The following is a 19,322-nucleotide window of genomic DNA, read 5'->3' as shown; positions in this document are numbered from 1 at the left end:
TCACTTGGACTTGGCGCCGATGTAAAGAAGTGTCAAGCGCGACGCAACGGCCAAGTTGGGCGAGCCGCTGGATCGACCCGCCGCTTCAATATTGCCGCTCCGGCAGCTCAACCCACAAGCCATCCAACTCCGGGTGCAAGCGGATTTGGCAGCTGAGGCGGCTGCCGCTTTGGCGCGGCACCGCCGTGTAGTCCAGCATCGTGTCCTCATCGGCGGACGGCGCGCCAACGCGCGCCTGCCACTCGGGCGGCACGATCACATGGCAGGTGGCGCAGGTGAGGTTGCCGCCGCAGTCGGCGGCGATGGCGTCGATTCCTGCATCGACCGCCGCCTTCATCAGGCTGCGGCCATCGGCGCTTGCCTGCACCTCGGTGTCGATGCGCGGGCCGTGCGGCCCCGGCTGCACGAAGCGGACGGTGATCGTCGTCATCAGTTCAGCGCCATGCTGAGCTTGCGCCGGTAGCGCGAGATGAGCTCGGCCTGCGGGTCAGGCGCAGCGGCGCTGTGGCCGGCGATCTCCAGCCCCGCGGCGGACTTCGGCGCGGCCATGCCGGCGTCGCGCGGCGGCGGCGTCATCAGCTCCAACAGCGCCACGTAAGTCTTGCGCGGCGCCTCGTCGCCCCACTTCTTGTCGCGCATGATGATCTCGGCCAACTCGTCCATCGCCGCGGTCCACTCGCCGCGCGCAATCAGCACGCGCGCCTTGGCCAGGCGCGTCTCGAAGTCGCGCCGGTTGGCGGCGATGAGCTCGTCGAACTTCTCCAGCGGCCACTGCCCGCGCGGGTCGTGGCGCGCAAATTCCAGCGCGTCGATCCAGTGCCGCAACGCTTCAAAACGCAGCGGCAGCGGCAGCTTGCCCAACGCCGGCGCCAGCGCCGCTGAGGCCTCTTCCAAGCGCCCGTTTTCCACCAACAGGCGCACGAGGTCGTAGCGCGCGTCGTCGTTGTCCGGGTCGCGCGCCAGCGCCTCGCGCAAATGCTGCAGCGCCGCTTCGGTGTCGCCACTGGCGGCGGCCTGCAGCGCCTCCTGCACGTCGGCCTGCGCCTCCAGCTGCTCCGGCGTCGGCAGGCTGCGGTCGAGGAAGGCCTTGATCTGCCCCTCCGGCAGCGCGCCCATGAAGCCGTCCACCGGCTGGCCGCCAACAAACAGGATGCAGGTCGGGATGCTGCGGATCTGGAAGTAGGCGGCGAGCTGCTGCTCCTCCTCGGTGTTGACCTTGGCCAGCTTGAAGCGGCCGCCGTAGGCCTGCTCGACCTTTTCCAGGATCGGGCCCAGCACCTTGCACGGGCCGCACCACGGGGCCCAGAAGTCCACCAGCACCGGGGTTTTGGAAGAGGCGTCAAGCACCTCGGTCTGGAAGTTGGCAAGCGTGACGTCGATCATTGTGGCAGCGTCCGTTTCTCTAGAATGTTGGGTTCTTGCCCCCGGGGTCGCCATGTCCAGCAGCAACGTCCAGGTCGGTGTCGTGATGGGGTCCAGCAGCGACTGGGACACCATGCAGCACGCGGTCGCCATTTTCCAACAGTTCGGCATCGCGCACGAGGCGCGCGTGGTCTCGGCGCACCGCATGCCGGACGACATGTTCGCCTATGCCGAGGCTGCTGAGGCGCGCGGGCTCAAAGCCATCGTGGCCGGCGCCGGCGGCGCGGCGCACCTGCCCGGCATGCTGGCGGCCAAGACCACCGTGCCGGTGCTGGGCGTGCCGGTGCCAAGCCGTCATTTGCAGGGGGTGGACTCGCTGCACTCGATCGTGCAAATGCCCAAGGGCGTGCCGGTGGCCACCTTCGCGATCGGCGCAGCGGGCGCAGCCAATGCTGCGCTGTTTGTGGTGGCGATGCTGGCCAATGAGGACGCCGCGCTGCGCCAGCGCCTGCAGGCGTTTCGCGCCGAACAAACAGCGGCGGCGCGCGCGATGACGCTGCCGCCGGCGGGAGCGGCCTGATGGCCGGGGTGATCCTGCCGGGGCCGCTGGCCAACAGCAGCCGGCCGGCTACGCTGGGTGTGCTGGGCGGCGGGCAGCTGGGCCGCATGTTCGTGCACGCGGCGCAGGCGATGGGCTATCAGGCCGCGGTATTGGATCCCGATCCGGTCAGTCCCGCCGGCAAAGTGGCGGATGTTCACATCGCCACTGCGTATGACGACGAGCAGGGTCTGGCGCAGTTGCTGCAGCGCTGCGAGGCGGTGACAACCGAGTTCGAGAACGTCCCCGCCGAGGTGCTGGCCACACTGGGGGCGCATCGGCCCGTGGCGCCCGGCGCCGCTGCGGTGGCGGTGGCGCAGGACCGTCGCGCCGAAAAGGCGCACTTCGCCGCCAGCGCGCGCTTAAGCGGTGTCGGCCCTGCGCCGCATGCGGTGATCGAATCCGAGGCCGACCTCGCGCGCGTGCCGCAGGCGCTGCTGCCGGGAATCTTGAAGAGCGCGCGCCTGGGCTACGACGGCAAGGGCCAGCGGCGCGTGGCCAGCCGCGACGAGCTGGCGGCTGCCTGGGCGCAGCTCGGCGGCGTGCCGTGCGTGCTGGAGCGGCAACTGGGGTTGCGCGACGAGCTGTCGGTGATCGTGGCGCGTGGCGCCGACGGCGCGATGGTGACGTTGCCAGTGCAGCGTAACGTGCACCGCCACGGTATCCTGGCCGTCACCGAGGTGTTCGAAGGGGTGCTGCCGGTGCGGTTGGCGCAGCAGGCGCGTGACGCCACGATGGCGGTCGCTGCGGAGCTGGATTACGTTGGCGTGCTGTGCGTGGAGTTCTTCGTTATCGACGACGGCAGCGCCGACGGCGCGCTGGTGGTCAACGAAATGGCGCCCAGGCCGCACAACAGCGGCCACTATTCGATCGACGCCTGCGACGTGTCGCAATTTGAGTTGCAAGTGCGCACGCTTGCGGGGCTGCCGCTGACGTCGCCGCGCGCGCACAGCGCGGCGGTGATGCTGAACCTGTTGGGCGATCTGTGGTGGCGCAGCGGCAACCCGACGACGCCTGACTGGGCCGGCGTGCTGGCGCTGCCCGGCGTGCACCTGCACCTGTATGGCAAGCTCGACGCGCGCCCGGGCCGCAAGATGGGGCACCTCACCGTCACGGCTGCTGACGGCCACGAGGCGCGGCGCGTGGCATGGGAGGCAGCCGCCCGGCTGGGCCTCGCACCATGGCGCTGATCCTTGACGCCCAGGGGCCCCAGCGCGACGCCGCGATCGCCGCGGCGGTGGTGCGACTGCGCGCTGGCGGTCTGGTGGCCATGCCGACCGAAACCGTGTATGGCCTGGCCGCCGACGCCGATCAGCCTGAAGCGGTGGCTCGCATCTTTGCTGCCAAGGGTCGCCCGAGCGACCATCCGTTGATCGTGCACATCGGCGGCGCCACCGCGTCCGAGCGCGAGGCGGCGTTGACCTACTACGCCGCAGCGGCGCCGGACTTCGCGCGCGCGCTGATGGCCGCGTTTTGGCCGGGGCCTCTGACGCTGATCCTGCCGCGTCGTTCAGACGTGGCGCAGGCCGCCGCCGGGGGTCAGGCCTCGATCGGGCTGCGTTGCCCGGCCCACCCGGTGGCGCAAGCCTTGCTCGTGAGCTGCCGCGCCGCGGGCATCTGGGGACTGGCCGCGCCCAGCGCCAACCGCTTCGGTCGCATCAGCCCGACGCACGCCGCGCATGTGGCGGCGGATCTGGGCTGCCTGGCCGACGAGGAGCTTTTGATTTTGGACGGCGGCGCGTGCCCCGTCGGCATCGAATCGACCATCATCGATTGCACGCGCGATGAACCCGTGCTGCTGCGCCCTGGCACACTCAGCCGCAAGCAACTGGAACACGCGCTGGGTTGCAGCCTGCGCGATCGAGACGCCGCGGCGCCGCGCGCTTCGGGCACACTGGCTTCTCATTACGCCCCCAACGCCCCGGTGCGGCTGTTGGACGCTGCGCAGCTGCAAACCGCATTGGATCTACTGGGCGCGCAAGCGCCCGACCTGGCGGTGTATCACCGCAGCCCGCTGCGTTGCGCCTGTCCGCGTGTGCGGTTGCGACGCATGCCCGACAATCCCCAAGCCGCTGCCCAAGAGTTGTTTGCGGCGTTGCGCGAGCTCGACGCGGCGCAGCCGCGCTTCATCTGGGTCGAACGTCCCCCTGCGGACGAAGCCTGGGACGGCGTGCGCGACCGCCTGCAACGCGCCGCGGCTTGACGTTGCCGTTTTGTTCGCCATCAAGCGACGGTTGATCAGCCTTAAGAGTGCATGGCCAACCTGGCCCGCCACGCTTGCAAACTTGCCGGATCGCTACAGGGTTTCGGATCGACGGCGGCGGCGATAGCGCACGCACATGGTCAGGATCATCAGCGCCAAGGTCAGCGTGATGGCATTGGCGATGATGATGGGCCACGACCCCAGCAGCAGCCCATAGATCAGCCACAGGGCGACCCCCGTGGCAAACGTGGCATACATGCCCAGCGAAATCCCTGACACGTCACGCGTGCGCCACGTGCGCCAGGCCTGCGGCACAAAACTCACCGTGGTCAGCACGGCTGCAACGCCGCCGATGGCCTCAGTCCAGCCAGCGGTGGTCATGGCCGGGTTTCCGGCAGCTCGATCTTGACCTCCAGCACCTCCAGATCGTCATGGCGCTCCAGGTTGACCTTGATGTCGTCGGGGTGGATGGTGATGTATTTGCCGATCACCGCCACCAGATCTCGCTGCAGCGCGGGCAGGTAATCCGGCTGGCTGGCGTTGCGCCCGGCGCGCTCGTGCGCCAAAATGATCTGCAGGCGTTCCTTGGCCACCGCCGCGGTTTTTTTCTTTTCGCCCAGCAGAAACGACAGCAACGACACAGCGCTTACCTCCCGCCGAAGAGGCGCTTGAAAAAGCTGGGCTTTTCCGCTTCGATGAAACGCAGCGGCTTGTCTTGCCCTAGAAAGCGATCGATGACGTCTTTGTAGGCTTCGGACACGTCGGTGCCCTGCAAGTGAATCGCCGGGATGCCTTGGTTGGAGGCGTGCAACACCGCTTCGCTTTCGGGGATCACCCCGATCAGCGGAATGCGCAGAATATCCTGAATATCCTGCAACGACAGCATTTGCCCTTCCTGCACGCGGTTGGGGTTGTAGCGCGTGATCAGAAGGTGTTCCTTGACCGGCTCGCGCCCTTCGATGGCGCGGCGCGTCTTGGACGCCAACATGCCCAGGATGCGGTCCGAGTCGCGCACGGAGGAGACCTCGGGATTGGTCACCACCAACGCCTCATCGGCGTAGTGCATCGCCATCAGCGCGCCGGTTTCGATGCCAGCGGGCGAATCGCAAACGATGTATTCAAACCCCATGCCGAGGAGCTCGTTCAACACCCGCTCGACGCCTTCTTGCTTGAGCGCCTCCTTGTCGCGCGTCTGGCTGGCGGCCAGCACGTAAAGGCTGTCCACCTGCTTGTCGCGAATTAGGGCCTGGTTGAGGTTGGCCTCGCCCTGGATGACATTGACAAAGTCATACACGACGCGGCGCTCGCACCCCATGATGAGGTCAAGGTTGCGCAAGCCGACGTCAAAGTCGATCACCACCGTCTTGTGGCCTTTGAGCGCAAGCCCCGTGGCAAAAGAGGCGCTGGTGGTGGTCTTGCCCACGCCGCCCTTGCCCGAAGTGACGACGACGATTTTGGCCATGGATACTTTGCTTTCCGTCGAACAAATGAAAAACCCGTTACCTTACTGCAGCGCTTCGAACAGGAGCGTGTCGCGTCCGTCTTGATGTTGCAGACGCACCTGGGCCGCACGCCCTCGAACCCGCTCGGGCCAGCCGTGCTCGGCGGTTTGATACACCCCCGCCACCGACACCAACTCCGGCTCGAACACCAGGGCAAAGACCCGCGCTTGTCCATCGCCCCGGGCGCCTGCCAGTGCGCGACCCCTCAAAGGAGCGTAAACGTGAATGTGGCCGTCGGCGATGATTTCCGCTCCCGGGTTGACCATCGCCAGCACCACCAAATCCCGCCCGCGCGCATAGACCTGCTGGCCTGAGCGCAGCGGTCGCTCGACCACCAACGCGCTGGTTGGCGCAGGCTGCGTTTCCTGCGGCACTTGGGCAACGGCCTGGTGGGGCTCGGACGTCATGGCCGCACCGTAATGAAGCTCTTCGGCGCGGTTTAGCCCCAGATCCAGCAGGCGTTGCTGCCAGGCGTTGGCGACGCCATAAAACGCCACAGGCCGCAAGCCAACTTCGCGCAGCGCGCGCAGCAGGGCATCCAACTCCAAGGCTGTGGGCGGAGGTTGCTGGGGCCACAGCGACCAATCCAGGATCAGCGGTTCCGCCTCAAAAAACCCGCTGTGCCCGTAGCGTTGCTGCAGCTCGTGCAACACCGCATCGATCGATCCGCCTCGCAGCCGCGCGCCCAGCACCGGCCAAGCCGTGGGGCGAATGTCAAGCGCGGTTTCTGAAGCGGCGGATGTTTTCATGCAGGTTCGCGGCGGACAACGGTGCGCATCTTAGCAGCCGAGCTGAGCGAACCCGGGCTGTGGCCAGCCGGATGGGGCTTCGAACAGCTTCGGTTTTCAGAGCCATTTTTTCAAATGTCGTGGTAGCTGCTAGAAGCGACCGCAGCGGCGTGGATAAAGCCTAAAATCCTTTTCTCAACAAAGACTTACAACAAAAGCATACCTGTGGGCGAATCAGGATTGCCCCCCGCGCGGGATGGGGACAAGCGCGCGCTCGCCTTGAACTGTTGTGGATAACCGAGATTCAGTTCAAAAGTTATCCACCGCTTTGTCCCCAATCGTCGCAGCGGATCGGTGCAGACCCATTCAGGTTGCGACGTCGTAACCTTCGGCCCGGATGGCCTGCGCCAGCGCCTCGCGCGGCTGGCTGGAGCGCACTTCGACGCGGCCTTGCGCCAGATCGATCTGCACCTCGGCGTGCGCATCGAGGCTGCGCAGGGCGTGCTCGATCGCCTTGACGCAGTGTTGGCACGACATGCCCTGGACTTGGAACACTTGGAGGGTTGACATGGTTCGTCTCCTTTCGCTTTGAGCGCCACCTTAGAAGGAAAAAGGGATCCAGGTTGCCGTCGATCGGCGGCCTGAAACCTGCATGGCATGATAGGAGCCGTGGCGGAACCAACGACGCAAATGGGGCGCCTGGCCCTCGCGCCGCAAGGGGGACCAGCCGATCGGTCGAATCAGACGACGTGCGACCTCGCCATCGGCGGCATGACCTGCGCCTCGTGCGTGGCGCGGGTGGAGCGCGCGCTGGCGCGCGTGCCGGGCGTGACGTCGGCGCAGGTCAACCTGGCCACGGGGCGCGCGCGCGTGCAGGGGGACGGCACGCTGCCGGCAGCGGAGCTGCGGGCGCGGCTGCAGCGTGCGGTGCGCGATGCCGGGTATGAGCCGCGCGCGCTGGACGACGGGGCCGATGAGGAGCAGCGCGCCGAAGCCGAGCTGCGCCGTGAGGGTTGGTGGGTGCTGCTGGGCTTGGTGCTGGCGGCGCCGCTCGCGCTGCCGATGGCGGGGATGCTGGTCGGCTGGCACGCGATGCTGCCGCCGCTCGTGCAGTTTCTGCTGGCCACGCCGGTGCAGTTCGTCCTCGGGGCGCGTTTCTACCGTGCCGGCTGGGCGGCGCTGCGCCATGGCAGCGGCAACATGGAGCTTTTGGTGGCCTTGGGCACCAGCGCCGCCTGGGGCCTGAGCACGTGGCTGTGGTGGCGCGCTGCGCCGGGCGAGACGCCGCACCTCTACTACGAGGCGGCGGCGGTGGTGATCGCGCTGGTGCGGCTCGGCAAGTGGCTGGAGGCGCGCGCGCGGCGGCGCACCGCGGCGGCGATCCGTGCGCTGCAGGCGCTGCGGCCGGAGGTGGCGCACCTGCTGCCGGACGGCGTGCGCCGCACCGAGACCCAGGATATTCCGGCCGCCGAGCTGCTGCCGGGCGACCGGGTGCTCGTGCGCGCCGGCGAGCGCATTCCCGCCGACGGCGTCATCGAGGCCGGGCAGACCGCGGTCGACGAGTCGCTGCTGACCGGCGAGGCGCTGCCGCAGCCGCGCGGCGTTGGCGACCGCGTGATCGGCGGCAGCGTTAATGGCGACGGTGCGATCGAGGTGCGCGTGACGGCGGTCGGCGCGGCCTCGACGCTGCAGCGCATCATCGCGCTGGTGCAGGACGCGCAGGCGGCCAAGCCGCCGGTGCAGCGCCGGGTGGACCGCGTGGCGGCGGTGTTCGTGCCGGCGGTGGTGCTGACGGCGCTGGTCACGCTGCTGGGGTGGTGGCTGGGCGCAGGCGCCCCGCTGGAGCAGGCAGTGCTGCACGCGGTGGCGGTGCTGGTGATCGCTTGCCCGTGCGCGCTTGGGCTGGCCACGCCCGCCGCCATCCTGGCCGGTACCGGCGCCGCGGCGCGCCACGGCATCCTGATCCGCGATCCCGAGGCGCTGGAGCGCGCGCGGCAGGTGCGCGCGGTGGCGTTCGACAAGACCGGCACGCTGACCGAGGGCAAGCCGCGCCTGGTTCAGCTGGAGCCGGCGCCGGGGGTCGATGCGGCGGCGGCGCTGCGCGCGGCGGCGGCGCTGCAGCAGGGCAGTAGCCATCCGCTGGCGCAGGCGGTGCGAGCGGCGGCCGGTGATGCGGCGCTGGCCCCGGCGGTGGACGTGCAGGCGGTGCCGGGCCGCGGCGTGCGCGGCTGGGTGGAGGGCGTGCCGCTGGCGCTCGGCAGCCTGGCCTGGCTGGCGGAGCTGGAGCCGGGCTGGTCCGAGGCGGCGCTGCCGCCGGCCTGGCAGCCGGTGCTGGCCGGGCAACGGCAGGCCGGCGCGACGCTTTCGGTGCTGGCCTGGCAGCACGCGGGGCACTGGCGGCCGCTGGCCTTGCTGGCGTTTGCCGACGCGCCGAAGGCGGGTGCCGCCGAAGCGCTGGCGGACCTGAAGCGCCGCGGCCTGGTGGTGCGCCTGATCACCGGCGACCAGCGCGCCGCCGCCATGGCGCTGGCCGCGCGGCTTGGGTTGGCAGCGGATGAGGTGCAGGCCGAGGTGCTGCCGGCGGACAAGGCCGCCGCGGTGGCGGCGCTGCGCCAGCGCTTCGGTGCGGTGGCGATGGTCGGCGACGGCGTCAACGACGCCCCGGCGCTGGCCGCCGCTGACCTCGGCATCGCGATGGGCGAGGGCACCGAGGCCGCGATGCAGGCCGCCGGCGTGACGCTGCTGCGCGGCGATCCGCGGCTGGTGCCGGCGGCGCTGGACATCGCGCAGCGCACCGTGCGCAAGATCCGCCAGAACCTGTTCTGGGCCTTCGTTTACAACGCCGCTGGCGTGCCGCTGGCGGCGCTGGGCTGGCTCGACCCGGTGCTGGCCGGCGCGGCGATGGCGGCAAGTTCCGTCAGCGTCGTCAGCAACGCGCTGCTGCTGGCGCGCTGGCGGCCCGCCGCGCCGCACGCTTGACTTGCGTCAAGCCCGGCACGGCGCGACGGTGCCAAGCTCACGGACAGTCCGGTGCCGCTTCCCGACATGGCGGGCACCGTGGCGGACAGGAGCATCCGATGGCCGTGGCCCCTTCGTTGCGCATCATCCGGGAGGAGCACGCCGCGCTGGCGGCGATGCTGCAGTCGCTGCTGTGGCTGATCCGCCGCGGCCCGGAGGAGGGGCAGCGCGCGCGCTTCTTCGACACCGTGCGCGCGATGCTGTTCTACGTCGACGAATTTCCGGAGCGGCTGCACCATCCGAAGGAATCCAACCTGCTGTTTCCGCGCGTGGCCAAGCGCGCGCGGGAGATGCTGCCGGTGATCGACCGGCTGGAGCAGGACCACATGCGCGGCGAGCAGCAGGTGCGTGAGCTGCAGCACCTGCTGCTGGCGTGGGAGTGGCTGGGCGAAGAGCGGCGCGAGGCCTTCGTGCAGGCGTGCGAGCGTTACCTGACGTTCTACCTCGAGCACATGCGGCTGGAGGAGCAGGAGATCCTGCCGGCGGCGCAGCGCGTGCTGGACGAAGCCGACTGGCAGGCGCTGGACGAGGCGTTCGCCGCCAACCGCGACCCGCTGACCGGCCACCGCCCGGAGCCGGCCTACGAGCGGCTGTTCCAGCGCATCCTGGAGGTGGCGCCGGCGCCGATCGGGCTGGGCGCCTGAGCCGGCGCAGGCGGCGCGGTCACACCAGCGCCGCCAGCCAGTCGTCGAACGCTTGCAGCAGCCGCTCGACGTGCGCCGCGCTCGTGGCCGGGCTGCACAGCAGCATGCCGTGAAACGGCGTCAGCAGCACGCCGCGGTTCAGCATGAACAGGTGCAGGCTCTGTTCCAGCCGCGGCTGCAGGTGGCGGCGCACGTCGTCAGCGTTGCGCGGCGTCGTTGGCATGAATTGCAGCTCCATGCGCGCGCCGAGGCGCGTGACGGTCCATGGCCGCCCGCGGCGCCGCAGCGCCGCCTCCAGCCCGGCCTGCAGCGCGTCGGCCGCCTGCTGCATGGCGGCGTAGGTGGCCTCGGTGTGCAGGTGCGTCAGCGCCGCGTGCAGCGCGGCCAGCGCCAGCGCGTTGGCGGTCAGCGTCGTGCCGATACCGCTGTGGCCTTCCGGCGCGGCTTCCTTGACGGCGCGCAGGCGCTGCGCCACCTCTTCGGTGAAGCCGTACACCGCGCACGGCACGCCGCCAGCCACCGCCTTGCCGGCGACCCAGACGTCGGGCGTCACGCCGTGCGTGCGCGCCCAGCCGCCGACGCCGCTGGACAGCGTGTGCGTCTCGTCCAGCACCAGCAGCGTGCCGTGGCGGCGGCACAGCGCTTGCGCCTCGGCCCAGAAGCCGTCCTGCGGCGGCACCAGGCCGAAGTTGGTCAGCGCCGGCTCCGCCAGCAGCGCCGCTACCTGTCGGTCGACCAGCGCGCGTTCCAGCGCCGCCAGGTCGTTGAACGGCGCCACGCGCGTGAACGCCGGGTGGTCGTGCACCGCGCCCAGTACCGAGGGGCGGCGCAGCGTGGCGCCGGTGGCGGGGTCGCGATCCACCAGCGTGTCGTCCACTGCGCCGTGGTAGCAGCCGTCGAACACCAGCACCTGCGGCCGGCCGGTGGCGGCGCGCGCCCAGCGCAGCACGAAGCGGTTGGCGTCGCTGGCGGTCATCGCCAGCTGCCAGCACGGCAGGCCGAAACGCTGCGCCAGCAGCGCGCCGACCTCGGCTGCGCGCTCGTCCGGCAGCATGCTGGTCAGGCCCCGCGCGGCCTGCTCGGCCAGCGCCTGCGCCACCGCCGGCGGCGAGTGGCCGAACATCGCGCCGGTGTCGCCGAGGCAGAAATCGGCCAACACGTGCCCGTCGGCGCAGGTCAGCTCCGCCCCGCGCGCCGCGCGCACGAACAGCGTGGCGGGCGTCGGCCAGTCGCGCATCCAGTGCAGCGGCACCCCGAACAAAAAATGCCCGGCGGCTTGCTGCGCCAGCGCGCAGGAGCGCGGGTGCCGCGCGAGGAAGCGCTGGCGTTCGGCGTCCATCAACGTCCTCAGGCGCGCCGGATCGATCGAAGCAGGGGATGAAGCCATGGCGTGAGCTTAAAACTTCGTCGGCTCGGCCACCGGAACCACCCGCGTTGGGTTCCAAAGAGCCGCTTGGTCGTCGCCTGCTCGGGCAGCCAAGCGAAATGCGGCGACGGATGCGCCGCTCAGGCTAAAGCAAGAAAAAACCCGCGTCGCACTGCGCAACGCGGGTCCATCGTCATCCGCGAGCGTTGAAACAAGTTGCGGATTTACCCCTTGGAGATGTATGCTTGGACGATGGAAACGTTTGCCTGTTGATCGGCGCGCAAAGCTCGCCCGACGCTGTTAAAAGTCGTGACGAACCCCCACCGCGTAGAGCCGTTCGTCTTTGGTCTTGACGCCGACGTTGTTTTTGACTTCGACATCGCGATAACCCGCATACAGACGGGTGCGCTTGGACAACGCGTAAGTGACCCCAAGCGCAAATCCCTGAGCTTTGGCATTTTTAGTGCCGCCGGTCGAGTTTTTGGTTTTGCTGGAGGCATAACCGGCTGAGAACGTCCATGCATCGACGGGAATCGCCACGCCGATGGCGTATTCGTTGTCGTCCCCGTTGGCCGCGGCGCCGTTGCGGTGGTTGTAAGAAGCCGACAGCGCGAAGCTGCCAAAATTGTAGTTGCCGGCCAGCACGGTATATTTGTCGCCTTTGTCTTTTTCGTTCTGGTAGCCCAGCGCGATTTCAAAGGCTTTTTCTTTGTAACCGAACTTCAGCGCGTAACGATCGGCGCTCTTGGTCTTATCTTCGTCAAAGCTGTAGTCCAAGCCGGCGTAAAAGCCGCCAAAGTCGGGCGAGTAGTAGCTGATTTTGTTGTCCAGCCGGTTGGCGTAATCCCCGCCGGATTTGAAAACCCCGTTGCTGGAGGCGGTGAACGCGGAGTCAAACACGTCAAACTTCTGGCCGACCGCGCGCACATCATCATAAACCGAAGTGCTGCGACCGAGCTTGATTTCGCCAAAACCCCCGATCAGCGACAGGCTTGATTCGCCTTTAAAGAAGGGATCTTGCGACGCGCCAGTGTCGGCGTCAAAGCGGTTTTCCAATTTGAACGCCGCTTTCAGGCCGCCCCCCAGGTCTTCCGTGCCGCGCAGTCCCCAGCGCGAGGTGGTCAAGCCGCCGTCGCCGCCTTGGAACATGCGCGTCACCGATTGACCGCGGGTGTTGTTGACCAGCTTGTTGGACGTGGCGCCCGTGCCGTTGTCTTTGATCGAGCCCACCGACAGATCGATGCGACCATAAAAGGTGACGCTGGACTGTGCCCAGGCCGACCCCGCGGTCAGCAGGGCGGCAACCGCCCAAATGGATTTTTTCATGATTGAACCTCTTGAAGGAGCGAGTAAAAGAAGCGATCGTTTTGGGTTTCGCCCGAAGCAGTCGCTATCGCGACAACGACCGACCTCCGGTTGATTCGGGCGCTATTGCAGCAGGCGTGGATGACATCGCCATGAAAGCAGACGTGAGCGTGGCATGCACGCAACAGTCCGCCTTCAACGCTCTGTCACGGCTTGCCTTCAGCATGAACGTCTGTGAAGGTCTAAAACAAGGGCAAGAAAGGGCAGCTGAGCATGCAAGCCAAGCGAGACGCAGCGCGGGGTCGGCGCTGGATGAAGGCAGGCCCATTGGCCGCCATGGGGTTGGCGTGGGGGCTTGGGTTGGCGCCCGCGTGGGCCGGCGGCTGGTTTGAGCGCGTCGCGGTGTTCGAAGCGGCGCGCAACGCCCCGGCCGGTACCGAGGCCAAGCCGGCGGTGGCCGAGATCGTGGCCGCCAGCGCCGACGGCCGCTGGCTGCTCTACACCGACAGCCAGCGCCGCGCAGTTGGCCTTGTCGATCTGCGCGACCCGGCCCGGCCGCGTCCGGGCGGTCTGATCGAGGTTTCTGGCGAGCCGACCTCGGTGGCGGTGCGCGGCCGCTACGCCTGGGTGGTGGTGGACCAGACGACCGATCACGCGATGCCGCAGGGCGAACTGCTGGCGTTGGACTGGCGGCGCGGGCGCGTGGTGGAGCGCTGCCCGCTTTTCGGGCAACCCGATGCCATTGCGTTCGACCCGCAGGGGCGTCATGCGGTGATCGTGATCGAGAACGAACGTGACGAGAAGCTCGACAAGGGCAAGCTGCCGCAGCTTCCCGGGGGCAACCTGTCGATCGTGCCGGTGCGCGCCGGCGGCCTGCCGGATTGCACGCGGATCCACCCCGTCTCGCTAAGCGGTCTGGCGGCGGTGGCGCCACAGGATCCGGAGCCCGAGTTCGTGCACGTCAACCGGCAGGGGCTTGCGGTCGTCTCCCTGCAGGAGAACAACCATCTGGTGCTGGTGGACGTGGCGCGGCGGCAAGTGGTCGGCCACTTCAGCGCCGGCGCGGTGGATCTGGACGGCATCGACGCGACCACCGATGGGCGCATCGTGTTGAATGAGCGGCGCACTGGGCTCGTGCGCGAGCCGGATGCCGTGGCGTGGCTGGACGACGAACGCTTTGTCACCGCCAACGAGGGCGACTGGGTCGGCGGCTCGCGCGGCATCACCATCTTCGACCGCCAGGGGCGCGTGCTGTGGGACAGCGGCGCGTTGCTGGAGCACTGGGCGGTGCGGCTCGGGCACTATCCGGACAAGCGCTCGCGCGCCAAGGGCAACGAGCCGGAAGGGCTGGCGGTCGGCACCTTCGGCGGTCAGCGGCTGTTCTTCGTCGGCTCGGAGCGCTCCAGCCTTGTGACGGTGTGGCACGACGAGGGGCCGGGGCGCGCGCCGATGCCGCTGCAGGCGCTGCCGGCGTTGCAGGGGCCGGAAGGCCTGCTGGCGCTGCCCAAGCGCGGCCTGCTGGTGGTGGCCAGCGAAGTGGACAAGGGCGCCCGGGCTGGTCTGACCATCTACCGCTGGGTCGAGCGGCCCCGCGACGCCGCGCCGCCGTACCCGATGCTGCAGTCCGACGACGACGCGCAGGGCCGCCCGATCCCGTGGGGGGCGCTGTCGGGGCTGGCGGCCGATCCGCAGCGCCCGGGCCGGCTGTGGGCGGTGTCGGACAGCTTCTTTGCCGAAACCTACCTGTATGAAATCGACGCCACGCGCCATCCAGCGCGCATCGTGCGGCGTCTGACCGTGACCCGCGACGGCCAGCCGGTCGGCTACGACGGCGAGGGGATCGCGGTGCGTGCGGACGGCGGTTTCTGGCTGGCCTCGGAAGGCGACCCCGACGCCAAGGGCGCGCCGCGGCCCAATCTGCTGATCCAGCTCGACGCCGAGGGGCGCGTGGTGCGCGAGGTGGCGCTGCCGGAAGCGATCGCGCGCCACGCCACCCGCTTCGGCCTGGAAGGCGTGGCGGTGACGGGCCGCGGCGCCGACGAGGCCGTCTGGGCGATCGTGCAGCGCGAGTGGAAGGACGACCCCAAGGGCCACGTCAAGCTGTTGCGCTATCGGCCTGCCAGCGGCGAATGGGGCGTCTGGCACGTGCCGCTGGAGACGCCGCGACTCGAGGGCTCGTGGGTGGGCATGTCGGAGCTGGTGGCCGTCGGCGACGACGCCTTCGTGCTGATCGAGCGCGACAACCAATTTGGCCCGCAAGCGCTGAAGCGGCTCTCGTTCGTGTCGGTGCGCGGCGTGGCCCCCGCGGCCCCGGGGCAGTCGCCGGTGCCGGTGCTGGCCAAGCGCCTGGTGCGCGACGTCGTGCCGGATCTGGCGGCGCATGGCGGCTTCGTGCCGGACAAGCTGGAGGGGCTGACCCGCGACGCCGCGGGCCATTGGTTTGCCGTTACCGACAACGACGGGGTGGACGGCAGCAATGGCGAGACGATGCTGCTGCGCTGGCCGACGCTTGCGCTGCCGTAAAGAGCAGGAGGTCGCGGCCTCGGGGCGGGCTTGCGATGGCAAGAGCTTGGACCGGCTGGCGGATCAAGCGAGCCGGCTCGCAAGCTTTATTTGGATTCGATGGTGCGCGGGTTTGTGGTTTCAGAAAAAGCCTGAGCGATCAATCAACGGCATAGGAAATTTCGAACACGGCATACTCCCCGGGGTTGTATAGTGACACCTGCAGCGGCGCCTTTCTGCCCTGCAATCACATGGAAAAGGAGTGTGTCATGGAAAATGCCGTGATCGGTTTGCCGCGCATCAACGAACCCGCCCCTGATTTTCAGGTCAACACCACGCATGGCCCGCGTTCGCTGGCCGACTACAAAGGCAAGTGGCTGATTCTGTTTTCTCACCCTGCCGACTTCACGCCCGTTTGCACGACCGAGTTCATTGCCTTTGCCAAGGCAGCCGACCAGTTCAAGGCCATGAACTGCGAGTTGCTGGGCCTGTCGGTGGACAGCATCTATTCGCACCTGGCGTGGATGCAAAGCATCAAGCAGAACTTTGGCGTTGAGATTCCATTCCCGATCATTGACGATATCAAAATGGAAGTGGCTCGCGCCTATGGCATGATCCACCCTGGCGCTGCCGATACGCAAGCGGTGCGGGCGACGTTTTTCATTGATCCGGAAAGCAAGCTGCGCGCCATGGTCTATTACCCGATGACCAACGGGCGCTCCATCGACGAATTTTTGCGTCTGCTCAAAGCCATGCAGACCAGCGACGCGCACAAGGTGGCCACGCCGGAAGGCTGGACGCCGGGTTGTGACGTGATCGTGCCGCCGCCGAAGACGCCGCAGGCGATTGAAGCGCGCAAGGGCGAAGGCTACGCGATGAAAGATTGGTATTTCGCCACCAAACCGCTGTAAGCCTAAACCCATCGGCTGCCAACCTTTCGTGAATAAGGCCCCGGCCCCCAGGGCCGGGTTTTTTGACGCCTTTGAGGAGACGGGGTCATGTCCGAACAAGGCCGCTTGAGCATTGAGTCGTTTTTTGATCCGGTCACGCACACCGTGACGCATTTGGCTTGGGATCGCCAAACGGGTCACAGCGCCATCATCGACAGCGTGTTGGATTACGATCCCAACAGCGGACGCACCTCCACCGCCAGCGCCGATCGGGTGATCGAACGCGTGCGGGCTTTGGGCTTGAAAGTGCAGTGGCTGCTGGAGACGCATGTGCACGCCGATCATTTGTCGGCGGCTCCGTACCTGCAGCAACAACTGGGAGGGCAGCTGGCCATTGGGGCTGAGATCATCACCGTGCAGCAGGTTTTTGGCAAACTTTTCAACGCGGGGACGGAGTTCGCCCGCGACGGGCGCCAGTTTGATCGTCTGTTGCACGACGGCGAGACGTTCGAGATCGGAGGTTTGCCGGTGCAAGCGCTGCATACGCCGGGCCATACCCCGGCGTGCATGACCTACGTGGTCACCGACGTCGAATCCACGCCGCCGCGCCGCGTGGCTTTTGTCGGCGATACCTTGTTTAGGCCCGACTATGGCACTGCGCGCTGCGATTTTCCGGGCGGCAGCGCCCCGGCGCTTTACCGCTCCATTCAAAAGATTTTCAGCTTGCCCGATGACACCCAGCTCTACCTGTGCCACGATTACCCGGCGCCTGGGCAGCCGCCAAGCTGGGTGACGACGGTGGGCGAGCAAAAGCGCCGCAACGTGCACGTGCACCAAGGCGTGGACGAAGCCGCCTTCGTGCAGATGCGACAGCAGCGCGATGCCCAGTTGCCGCTGCCTGCGTTGATGCTGCCGTCGGTGCAGGTCAACATGCGGGCGGGCCGCATGCCGCCGCCAGAGGACAACGGGCTGTCGTATTTGAAAATTCCGGTCAATGCGCTGTGAAGAAAAAGCCGGCTTGCGGACAGGGCCGCAGGCCGGCTGCGTGGCGCGTCAGCGAGCGGGCGCAAGGCCCGCATCCTTGCACCCAGGCGCTTACAGTCCGATCACCCCGCCATCGTTTTTGGTGATGACCACGGTGGCCGAGCGCGGACGGCCGCCATCTGGCCAGCGTGAAAATTTCATCGGCTCGTCCGGGTCGCTGCGCTCACTGGGGCTTTCGCCGGGGTGCTGGATGTTGATGAACATCGTGCGCAAATCCGGCGTCATCGTGATGCCGGTCACCTCACAGCCGCGCGGGCCAACCAGGAAACGGCGAATCTCGCCTTTGGTCGGGTCGCAGGCCAGCATTTGGTTGTTCGGCAGGTTGACGTAGTCGCCTTTGCCCAGCGTGGAGGTGGACACGTCGGTTTGGATCCACAGCACGCCGCGCGGATCGACCCAAAGGCCATCGGGGCTGCCGAAGATGTCGCCCCGAATGTTGCCTTTGGCCTCCGCGCGCGGCAACGAGGGGTCGCCTGCCAGCACGAAGTGGCTCCAGGTAAAGCGTGTGGCGTCCAGGTCGCCGCTTTCTTTCCAGCGGATGATATGACCCATGGTGTTGTTGGCGCGCGGGTTGGCCGCATCCACGCCCGGGCTCTTGTCGCGGCCGCGGTTGCTGTTGTTGGTCAGCGTGCAATAGACCTCTTTGCTGATCGGGTCCACCGCGGTCCATTCGGGGCGGTCCATTTTGGTGGCGCCCAACAGGTCGCTGGCCTGGCGCGCCTTGATCAGCACCGCGCCCTGGTTGGCAAAGCCATTGGCCGCGGTCAGCGGCCCGCGGTCGTGCACCAGCGGCAGCCACTCGCCGGTGCCGTCGGCATTGAATTTCGCCACATACAGCGTGCCGTGGTCGAGCAGGTCGCGGTTGGCGGCAAAGCCGCCGGGTTTGACGCGGTCGCGGCTGACGAACTTGTAGATGTATTCGAAGCGCGCGTCCTCGCCCATGTACACCACCGCGCGACCGTCGTCGGTGAGCGCCACCGTCGCCCCCTCGTGCGCCGCGCGGCCGAGCGCGGTGCGCTTGATCGGCGTCATCGAGGGGTCCATCGGGTCGATTTCGACCACCCAGCCGAAGCGGTTCGGTTCGTTGGGGTGCTTGGTGGCGTCAAAGCGCTCGTCGAACTCGTGCCAGCGGTAGCCCGCGCCGCCCTTCTTCAGGCCCCAGCGCTTGCCATGTTCGTCGGGGTTGTCCGGCCCATGGAAGTAATTGATGAAGTTTTCCTCGCAGGTCAAGTAGGTGCCCCACGGCGTGTAGCCGTTGGCGCAGTTGTTGAGCGTGCCCAAGACCCGCGTGCCGGTTGGATCGGCGGCGGTTTTCATCCAGGTGTGGCCGGCGGCAGGGCCGCTGATCAGCATAGGGGTGGCGGCGGTGATGCGGCGCGCATACTTGGAGGGCAGCACTTGGCGCCAGCCGTTGGGGGTAGCTTCCACCTCGACGATGGACACGCCGTGCGCGGCCTGAGCCTTGCGCACTTTGTCCGCTGTCCAGGTCTTCATGCCGTCCGGGTGCAGCAGGCCATCGTCGGTATATTCATGGTTGATCGCCAACAGGCCGCGGCGGCTGCCGTCCAGCGGGAAGTAGGCCATCCCATCGTGATGCATGCCGAGCTGCACCGCCTGCTCCTCCGCGCTGTTGGAACCATCCGGCTTGAAGGCCGGCATCTTGCCGGCGATGCCGACGGGGTCGCCCCAGCGGCAAATCACGCGCGCGGTGTAGCCTGGCGGCACCAGCACGTCGTCCACATCGCGCATCGGCACGCTGGCAAAGCCAATGTCGCGGCCCAGCGCTGCGGCTTTGGACGAGCCGGTGCTGGCGCAGCCGGCCAGCAGGCCGCCGCCGAACAGCGCCGCCGTGGCGCTGGCCAGCGCCCCGCGCACGAAGATGCGCCGCGCCGGATCCGACACGTCGTAAATGGTTGGATTGGCGCTGCGGTTGGAGTTTTCCATCAGGTCAAAATCTTTGGCCATGGCAGAGTCCGATCTTGCAACAGTGACACGTCGTCCCGCGCCCGTGCGGGCGTGCCCGCATTGTTTGGAGCCTGCATGACCGTAGCGTGACAAAGCCCCGCGGCGCGCCCCCGGTGGCCCTGGCGGCGCCACAGCCAATGGCGCGGATCGGCCACGCGGTAGGCCGTATCGTGCGCCAACCTTGCTGAGCCGGGC

General features: G+C 67.9%; 18 protein-coding genes. 8 read left to right on the top strand and 10 right to left on the bottom strand.

Going from position 1 to position 19,322, the window contains the following annotated elements; genetic code table 11:
* Positions 1 to 85 precede the first annotated feature (85 nt).
* Both Talka_RS07005 and trxA read right to left on the bottom strand, forming a co-directional pair.
* Positions 86 to 430 carry a 2Fe-2S iron-sulfur cluster-binding protein gene (locus Talka_RS07005; protein WP_143890405.1) on the bottom strand — a complete coding sequence of 115 codons (345 nt, stop codon included), beginning with the start codon at positions 428 to 430 and terminating at the stop codon, positions 86 to 88.
* A complete protein-coding gene (trxA, locus tag Talka_RS07000) occupies positions 430 to 1,383 on the bottom strand; it encodes a thioredoxin (protein ID WP_143890404.1) in 954 nt (317 codons plus the stop codon). Before trxA ends, Talka_RS07005 begins: the two co-directional genes overlap by 1 nt.
* A gap of 52 nt (positions 1,384 to 1,435) precedes the next feature.
* Between trxA and purE the strand changes: the two genes are divergently transcribed.
* Genes purE through Talka_RS06985 form a run of 3 tightly spaced genes read left to right on the top strand, consistent with a single transcriptional unit; the run spans position 1,436 to position 4,163 of the window.
* Positions 1,436 to 1,942, top strand: coding sequence for a 5-(carboxyamino)imidazole ribonucleotide mutase (purE, locus tag Talka_RS06995; RefSeq protein WP_143890403.1), 507 nt, complete (start codon positions 1,436 to 1,438; stop codon positions 1,940 to 1,942).
* Positions 1,942 to 3,150 carry a 5-(carboxyamino)imidazole ribonucleotide synthase gene (locus Talka_RS06990; RefSeq protein ID WP_143890402.1) on the top strand — a complete coding sequence of 403 codons (1,209 nt, stop codon included), beginning with the start codon at positions 1,942 to 1,944 and terminating at the stop codon, positions 3,148 to 3,150. The genes purE and Talka_RS06990 overlap by 1 nt, the downstream gene beginning before the upstream one ends.
* Positions 3,147 to 4,163, top strand: coding sequence for an L-threonylcarbamoyladenylate synthase (locus tag Talka_RS06985; protein WP_425472646.1), 1,017 nt, complete (start codon positions 3,147 to 3,149; stop codon positions 4,161 to 4,163). Before Talka_RS06990 ends, Talka_RS06985 begins: the two co-directional genes overlap by 4 nt.
* 93 nt (positions 4,164 to 4,256) lie before the next feature.
* On the opposite strand, the gene Talka_RS06980 is transcribed toward Talka_RS06985, so the two are convergent.
* The 5 genes from Talka_RS06980 to Talka_RS06960 form a co-directional block, all read right to left on the bottom strand.
* Positions 4,257 to 4,544 carry a SemiSWEET transporter gene (locus Talka_RS06980; RefSeq protein WP_143890400.1) on the bottom strand — a complete coding sequence of 96 codons (288 nt, stop codon included), beginning with the start codon at positions 4,542 to 4,544 and terminating at the stop codon, positions 4,257 to 4,259.
* Positions 4,541 to 4,804 carry a cell division topological specificity factor MinE gene (minE, locus tag Talka_RS06975; protein WP_143890399.1) on the bottom strand — a complete coding sequence of 88 codons (264 nt, stop codon included), beginning with the start codon at positions 4,802 to 4,804 and terminating at the stop codon, positions 4,541 to 4,543. Before minE ends, Talka_RS06980 begins: the two co-directional genes overlap by 4 nt.
* 5 nt (positions 4,805 to 4,809) lie before the next feature.
* Entirely contained in the window at positions 4,810 to 5,625 is an 816-nt protein-coding gene (gene minD / locus Talka_RS06970) for a septum site-determining protein MinD (RefSeq protein ID WP_143890398.1), read from the bottom strand.
* 42 nt (positions 5,626 to 5,667) lie between these two features.
* Complete coding sequence (minC, locus tag Talka_RS06965; protein WP_143890397.1) at positions 5,668 to 6,414, bottom strand: septum site-determining protein MinC; 747 nt, start codon at positions 6,412 to 6,414, stop codon at positions 5,668 to 5,670.
* A 345-nt stretch (positions 6,415 to 6,759) separates the two neighbouring features.
* On the bottom strand, positions 6,760 to 6,963 hold the full coding sequence (locus Talka_RS06960; RefSeq protein WP_143890396.1) for a heavy-metal-associated domain-containing protein: 204 nt from the start codon (positions 6,961 to 6,963) through the stop codon (positions 6,760 to 6,762).
* Between the two features lie 120 nt (positions 6,964 to 7,083).
* Between Talka_RS06960 and Talka_RS06955 the strand changes: the two genes are divergently transcribed.
* Positions 7,084 to 9,372: a heavy metal translocating P-type ATPase gene (locus Talka_RS06955; RefSeq protein WP_342781050.1), complete on the top strand. Its 2,289-nt coding sequence runs from the start codon at positions 7,084 to 7,086 to the stop codon at positions 9,370 to 9,372.
* Positions 9,373 to 9,470: 98 nt separating this feature from the next.
* The gene (locus tag Talka_RS06950) at positions 9,471 to 10,055 is read left to right on the top strand and encodes a hemerythrin domain-containing protein (protein WP_143890394.1); all 585 of its coding nucleotides are present in this window, start codon (positions 9,471 to 9,473) and stop codon (positions 10,053 to 10,055) included.
* Positions 10,056 to 10,074: 19 nt separating this feature from the next.
* On the opposite strand, the gene Talka_RS06945 is transcribed toward Talka_RS06950, so the two are convergent.
* Positions 10,075 to 11,442 carry a transaminase gene (locus Talka_RS06945; RefSeq protein WP_143890393.1) on the bottom strand — a complete coding sequence of 456 codons (1,368 nt, stop codon included), beginning with the start codon at positions 11,440 to 11,442 and terminating at the stop codon, positions 10,075 to 10,077.
* Between the two features lie 279 nt (positions 11,443 to 11,721).
* The gene (locus Talka_RS06940; RefSeq protein WP_143890392.1) at positions 11,722 to 12,747 is read right to left on the bottom strand and encodes a porin; all 1,026 of its coding nucleotides are present in this window, start codon (positions 12,745 to 12,747) and stop codon (positions 11,722 to 11,724) included.
* Between the two features lie 252 nt (positions 12,748 to 12,999).
* Here Talka_RS06940 and Talka_RS06935 point away from each other — a divergent pair, with 252 nt between their 5' ends.
* The 3 genes from Talka_RS06935 to Talka_RS06925 all read left to right on the top strand — a co-directional run bounded on the left by Talka_RS06935 (position 13,000) and on the right by Talka_RS06925 (position 17,123).
* Positions 13,000 to 15,249 carry an esterase-like activity of phytase family protein gene (locus Talka_RS06935; RefSeq protein WP_221933864.1) on the top strand — a complete coding sequence of 750 codons (2,250 nt, stop codon included), beginning with the start codon at positions 13,000 to 13,002 and terminating at the stop codon, positions 15,247 to 15,249.
* 248 nt (positions 15,250 to 15,497) lie between these two features.
* On the top strand, positions 15,498 to 16,139 hold the full coding sequence (locus Talka_RS06930) for a peroxiredoxin (RefSeq protein WP_143890391.1): 642 nt from the start codon (positions 15,498 to 15,500) through the stop codon (positions 16,137 to 16,139).
* Between the two features lie 87 nt (positions 16,140 to 16,226).
* Positions 16,227 to 17,123, top strand: a complete 897-nt coding sequence (locus Talka_RS06925) for an MBL fold metallo-hydrolase (protein ID WP_143890390.1) — start codon at positions 16,227 to 16,229, stop codon at positions 17,121 to 17,123.
* Positions 17,124 to 17,213: 90 nt separating this feature from the next.
* On the opposite strand, the gene Talka_RS06920 is transcribed toward Talka_RS06925, so the two are convergent.
* Positions 17,214 to 19,127, bottom strand: a complete 1,914-nt coding sequence (locus Talka_RS06920) for a PhoX family protein (RefSeq protein ID WP_143890389.1) — start codon at positions 19,125 to 19,127, stop codon at positions 17,214 to 17,216.
* Between the last annotated feature and the right edge of the window lie 195 nt (positions 19,128 to 19,322).

Source organism: Tepidimonas alkaliphilus (assembly GCF_007556595.1).
Lineage (GTDB): Bacteria > Pseudomonadota > Gammaproteobacteria > Burkholderiales > Burkholderiaceae_C > Tepidimonas > Tepidimonas alkaliphila.
This window is presented reverse-complemented; position numbering and strand designations above follow the sequence as displayed.

Excerpts from the sequence above, each read along its gene's own strand:
- Talka_RS07005 (WP_143890405.1), bottom strand. The coding sequence starts at position 430 with ATGACGACGATCACCGTCCGCTTCGTGCAGCCGGGGCCGCACGGCCCG.
- trxA (WP_143890404.1), bottom strand. The coding sequence starts at position 1,383 with ATGATCGACGTCACGCTTGCCAACTTCCAGACCGAGGTGCTTGACGCC.
- purE (WP_143890403.1), top strand. The coding sequence starts at position 1,436 with ATGTCCAGCAGCAACGTCCAGGTCGGTGTCGTGATGGGGTCCAGCAGC.
- Talka_RS06990 (WP_143890402.1), top strand. The coding sequence starts at position 1,942 with ATGGCCGGGGTGATCCTGCCGGGGCCGCTGGCCAACAGCAGCCGGCCG.
- Talka_RS06980 (WP_143890400.1), bottom strand. The coding sequence starts at position 4,544 with ATGACCACCGCTGGCTGGACTGAGGCCATCGGCGGCGTTGCAGCCGTG.
- minD (WP_143890398.1), bottom strand. The coding sequence starts at position 5,625 with ATGGCCAAAATCGTCGTCGTCACTTCGGGCAAGGGCGGCGTGGGCAAG.
- minC (WP_143890397.1), bottom strand. The coding sequence starts at position 6,414 with ATGAAAACATCCGCCGCTTCAGAAACCGCGCTTGACATTCGCCCCACG.
- Talka_RS06960 (WP_143890396.1), bottom strand. The coding sequence starts at position 6,963 with ATGTCAACCCTCCAAGTGTTCCAAGTCCAGGGCATGTCGTGCCAACAC.
- Talka_RS06955 (WP_342781050.1), top strand. The coding sequence starts at position 7,084 with ATGGGGCGCCTGGCCCTCGCGCCGCAAGGGGGACCAGCCGATCGGTCG.
- Talka_RS06950 (WP_143890394.1), top strand. The coding sequence starts at position 9,471 with ATGGCCGTGGCCCCTTCGTTGCGCATCATCCGGGAGGAGCACGCCGCG.
- Talka_RS06945 (WP_143890393.1), bottom strand. The coding sequence starts at position 11,442 with ATGGCTTCATCCCCTGCTTCGATCGATCCGGCGCGCCTGAGGACGTTG.
- Talka_RS06940 (WP_143890392.1), bottom strand. The coding sequence starts at position 12,747 with ATGAAAAAATCCATTTGGGCGGTTGCCGCCCTGCTGACCGCGGGGTCG.
- Talka_RS06935 (WP_221933864.1), top strand. The coding sequence starts at position 13,000 with ATGCAAGCCAAGCGAGACGCAGCGCGGGGTCGGCGCTGGATGAAGGCA.
- Talka_RS06930 (WP_143890391.1), top strand. The coding sequence starts at position 15,498 with ATGGAAAATGCCGTGATCGGTTTGCCGCGCATCAACGAACCCGCCCCT.
- Talka_RS06925 (WP_143890390.1), top strand. The coding sequence starts at position 16,227 with ATGTCCGAACAAGGCCGCTTGAGCATTGAGTCGTTTTTTGATCCGGTC.
- Talka_RS06920 (WP_143890389.1), bottom strand. The coding sequence starts at position 19,127 with ATGGCCAAAGATTTTGACCTGATGGAAAACTCCAACCGCAGCGCCAAT.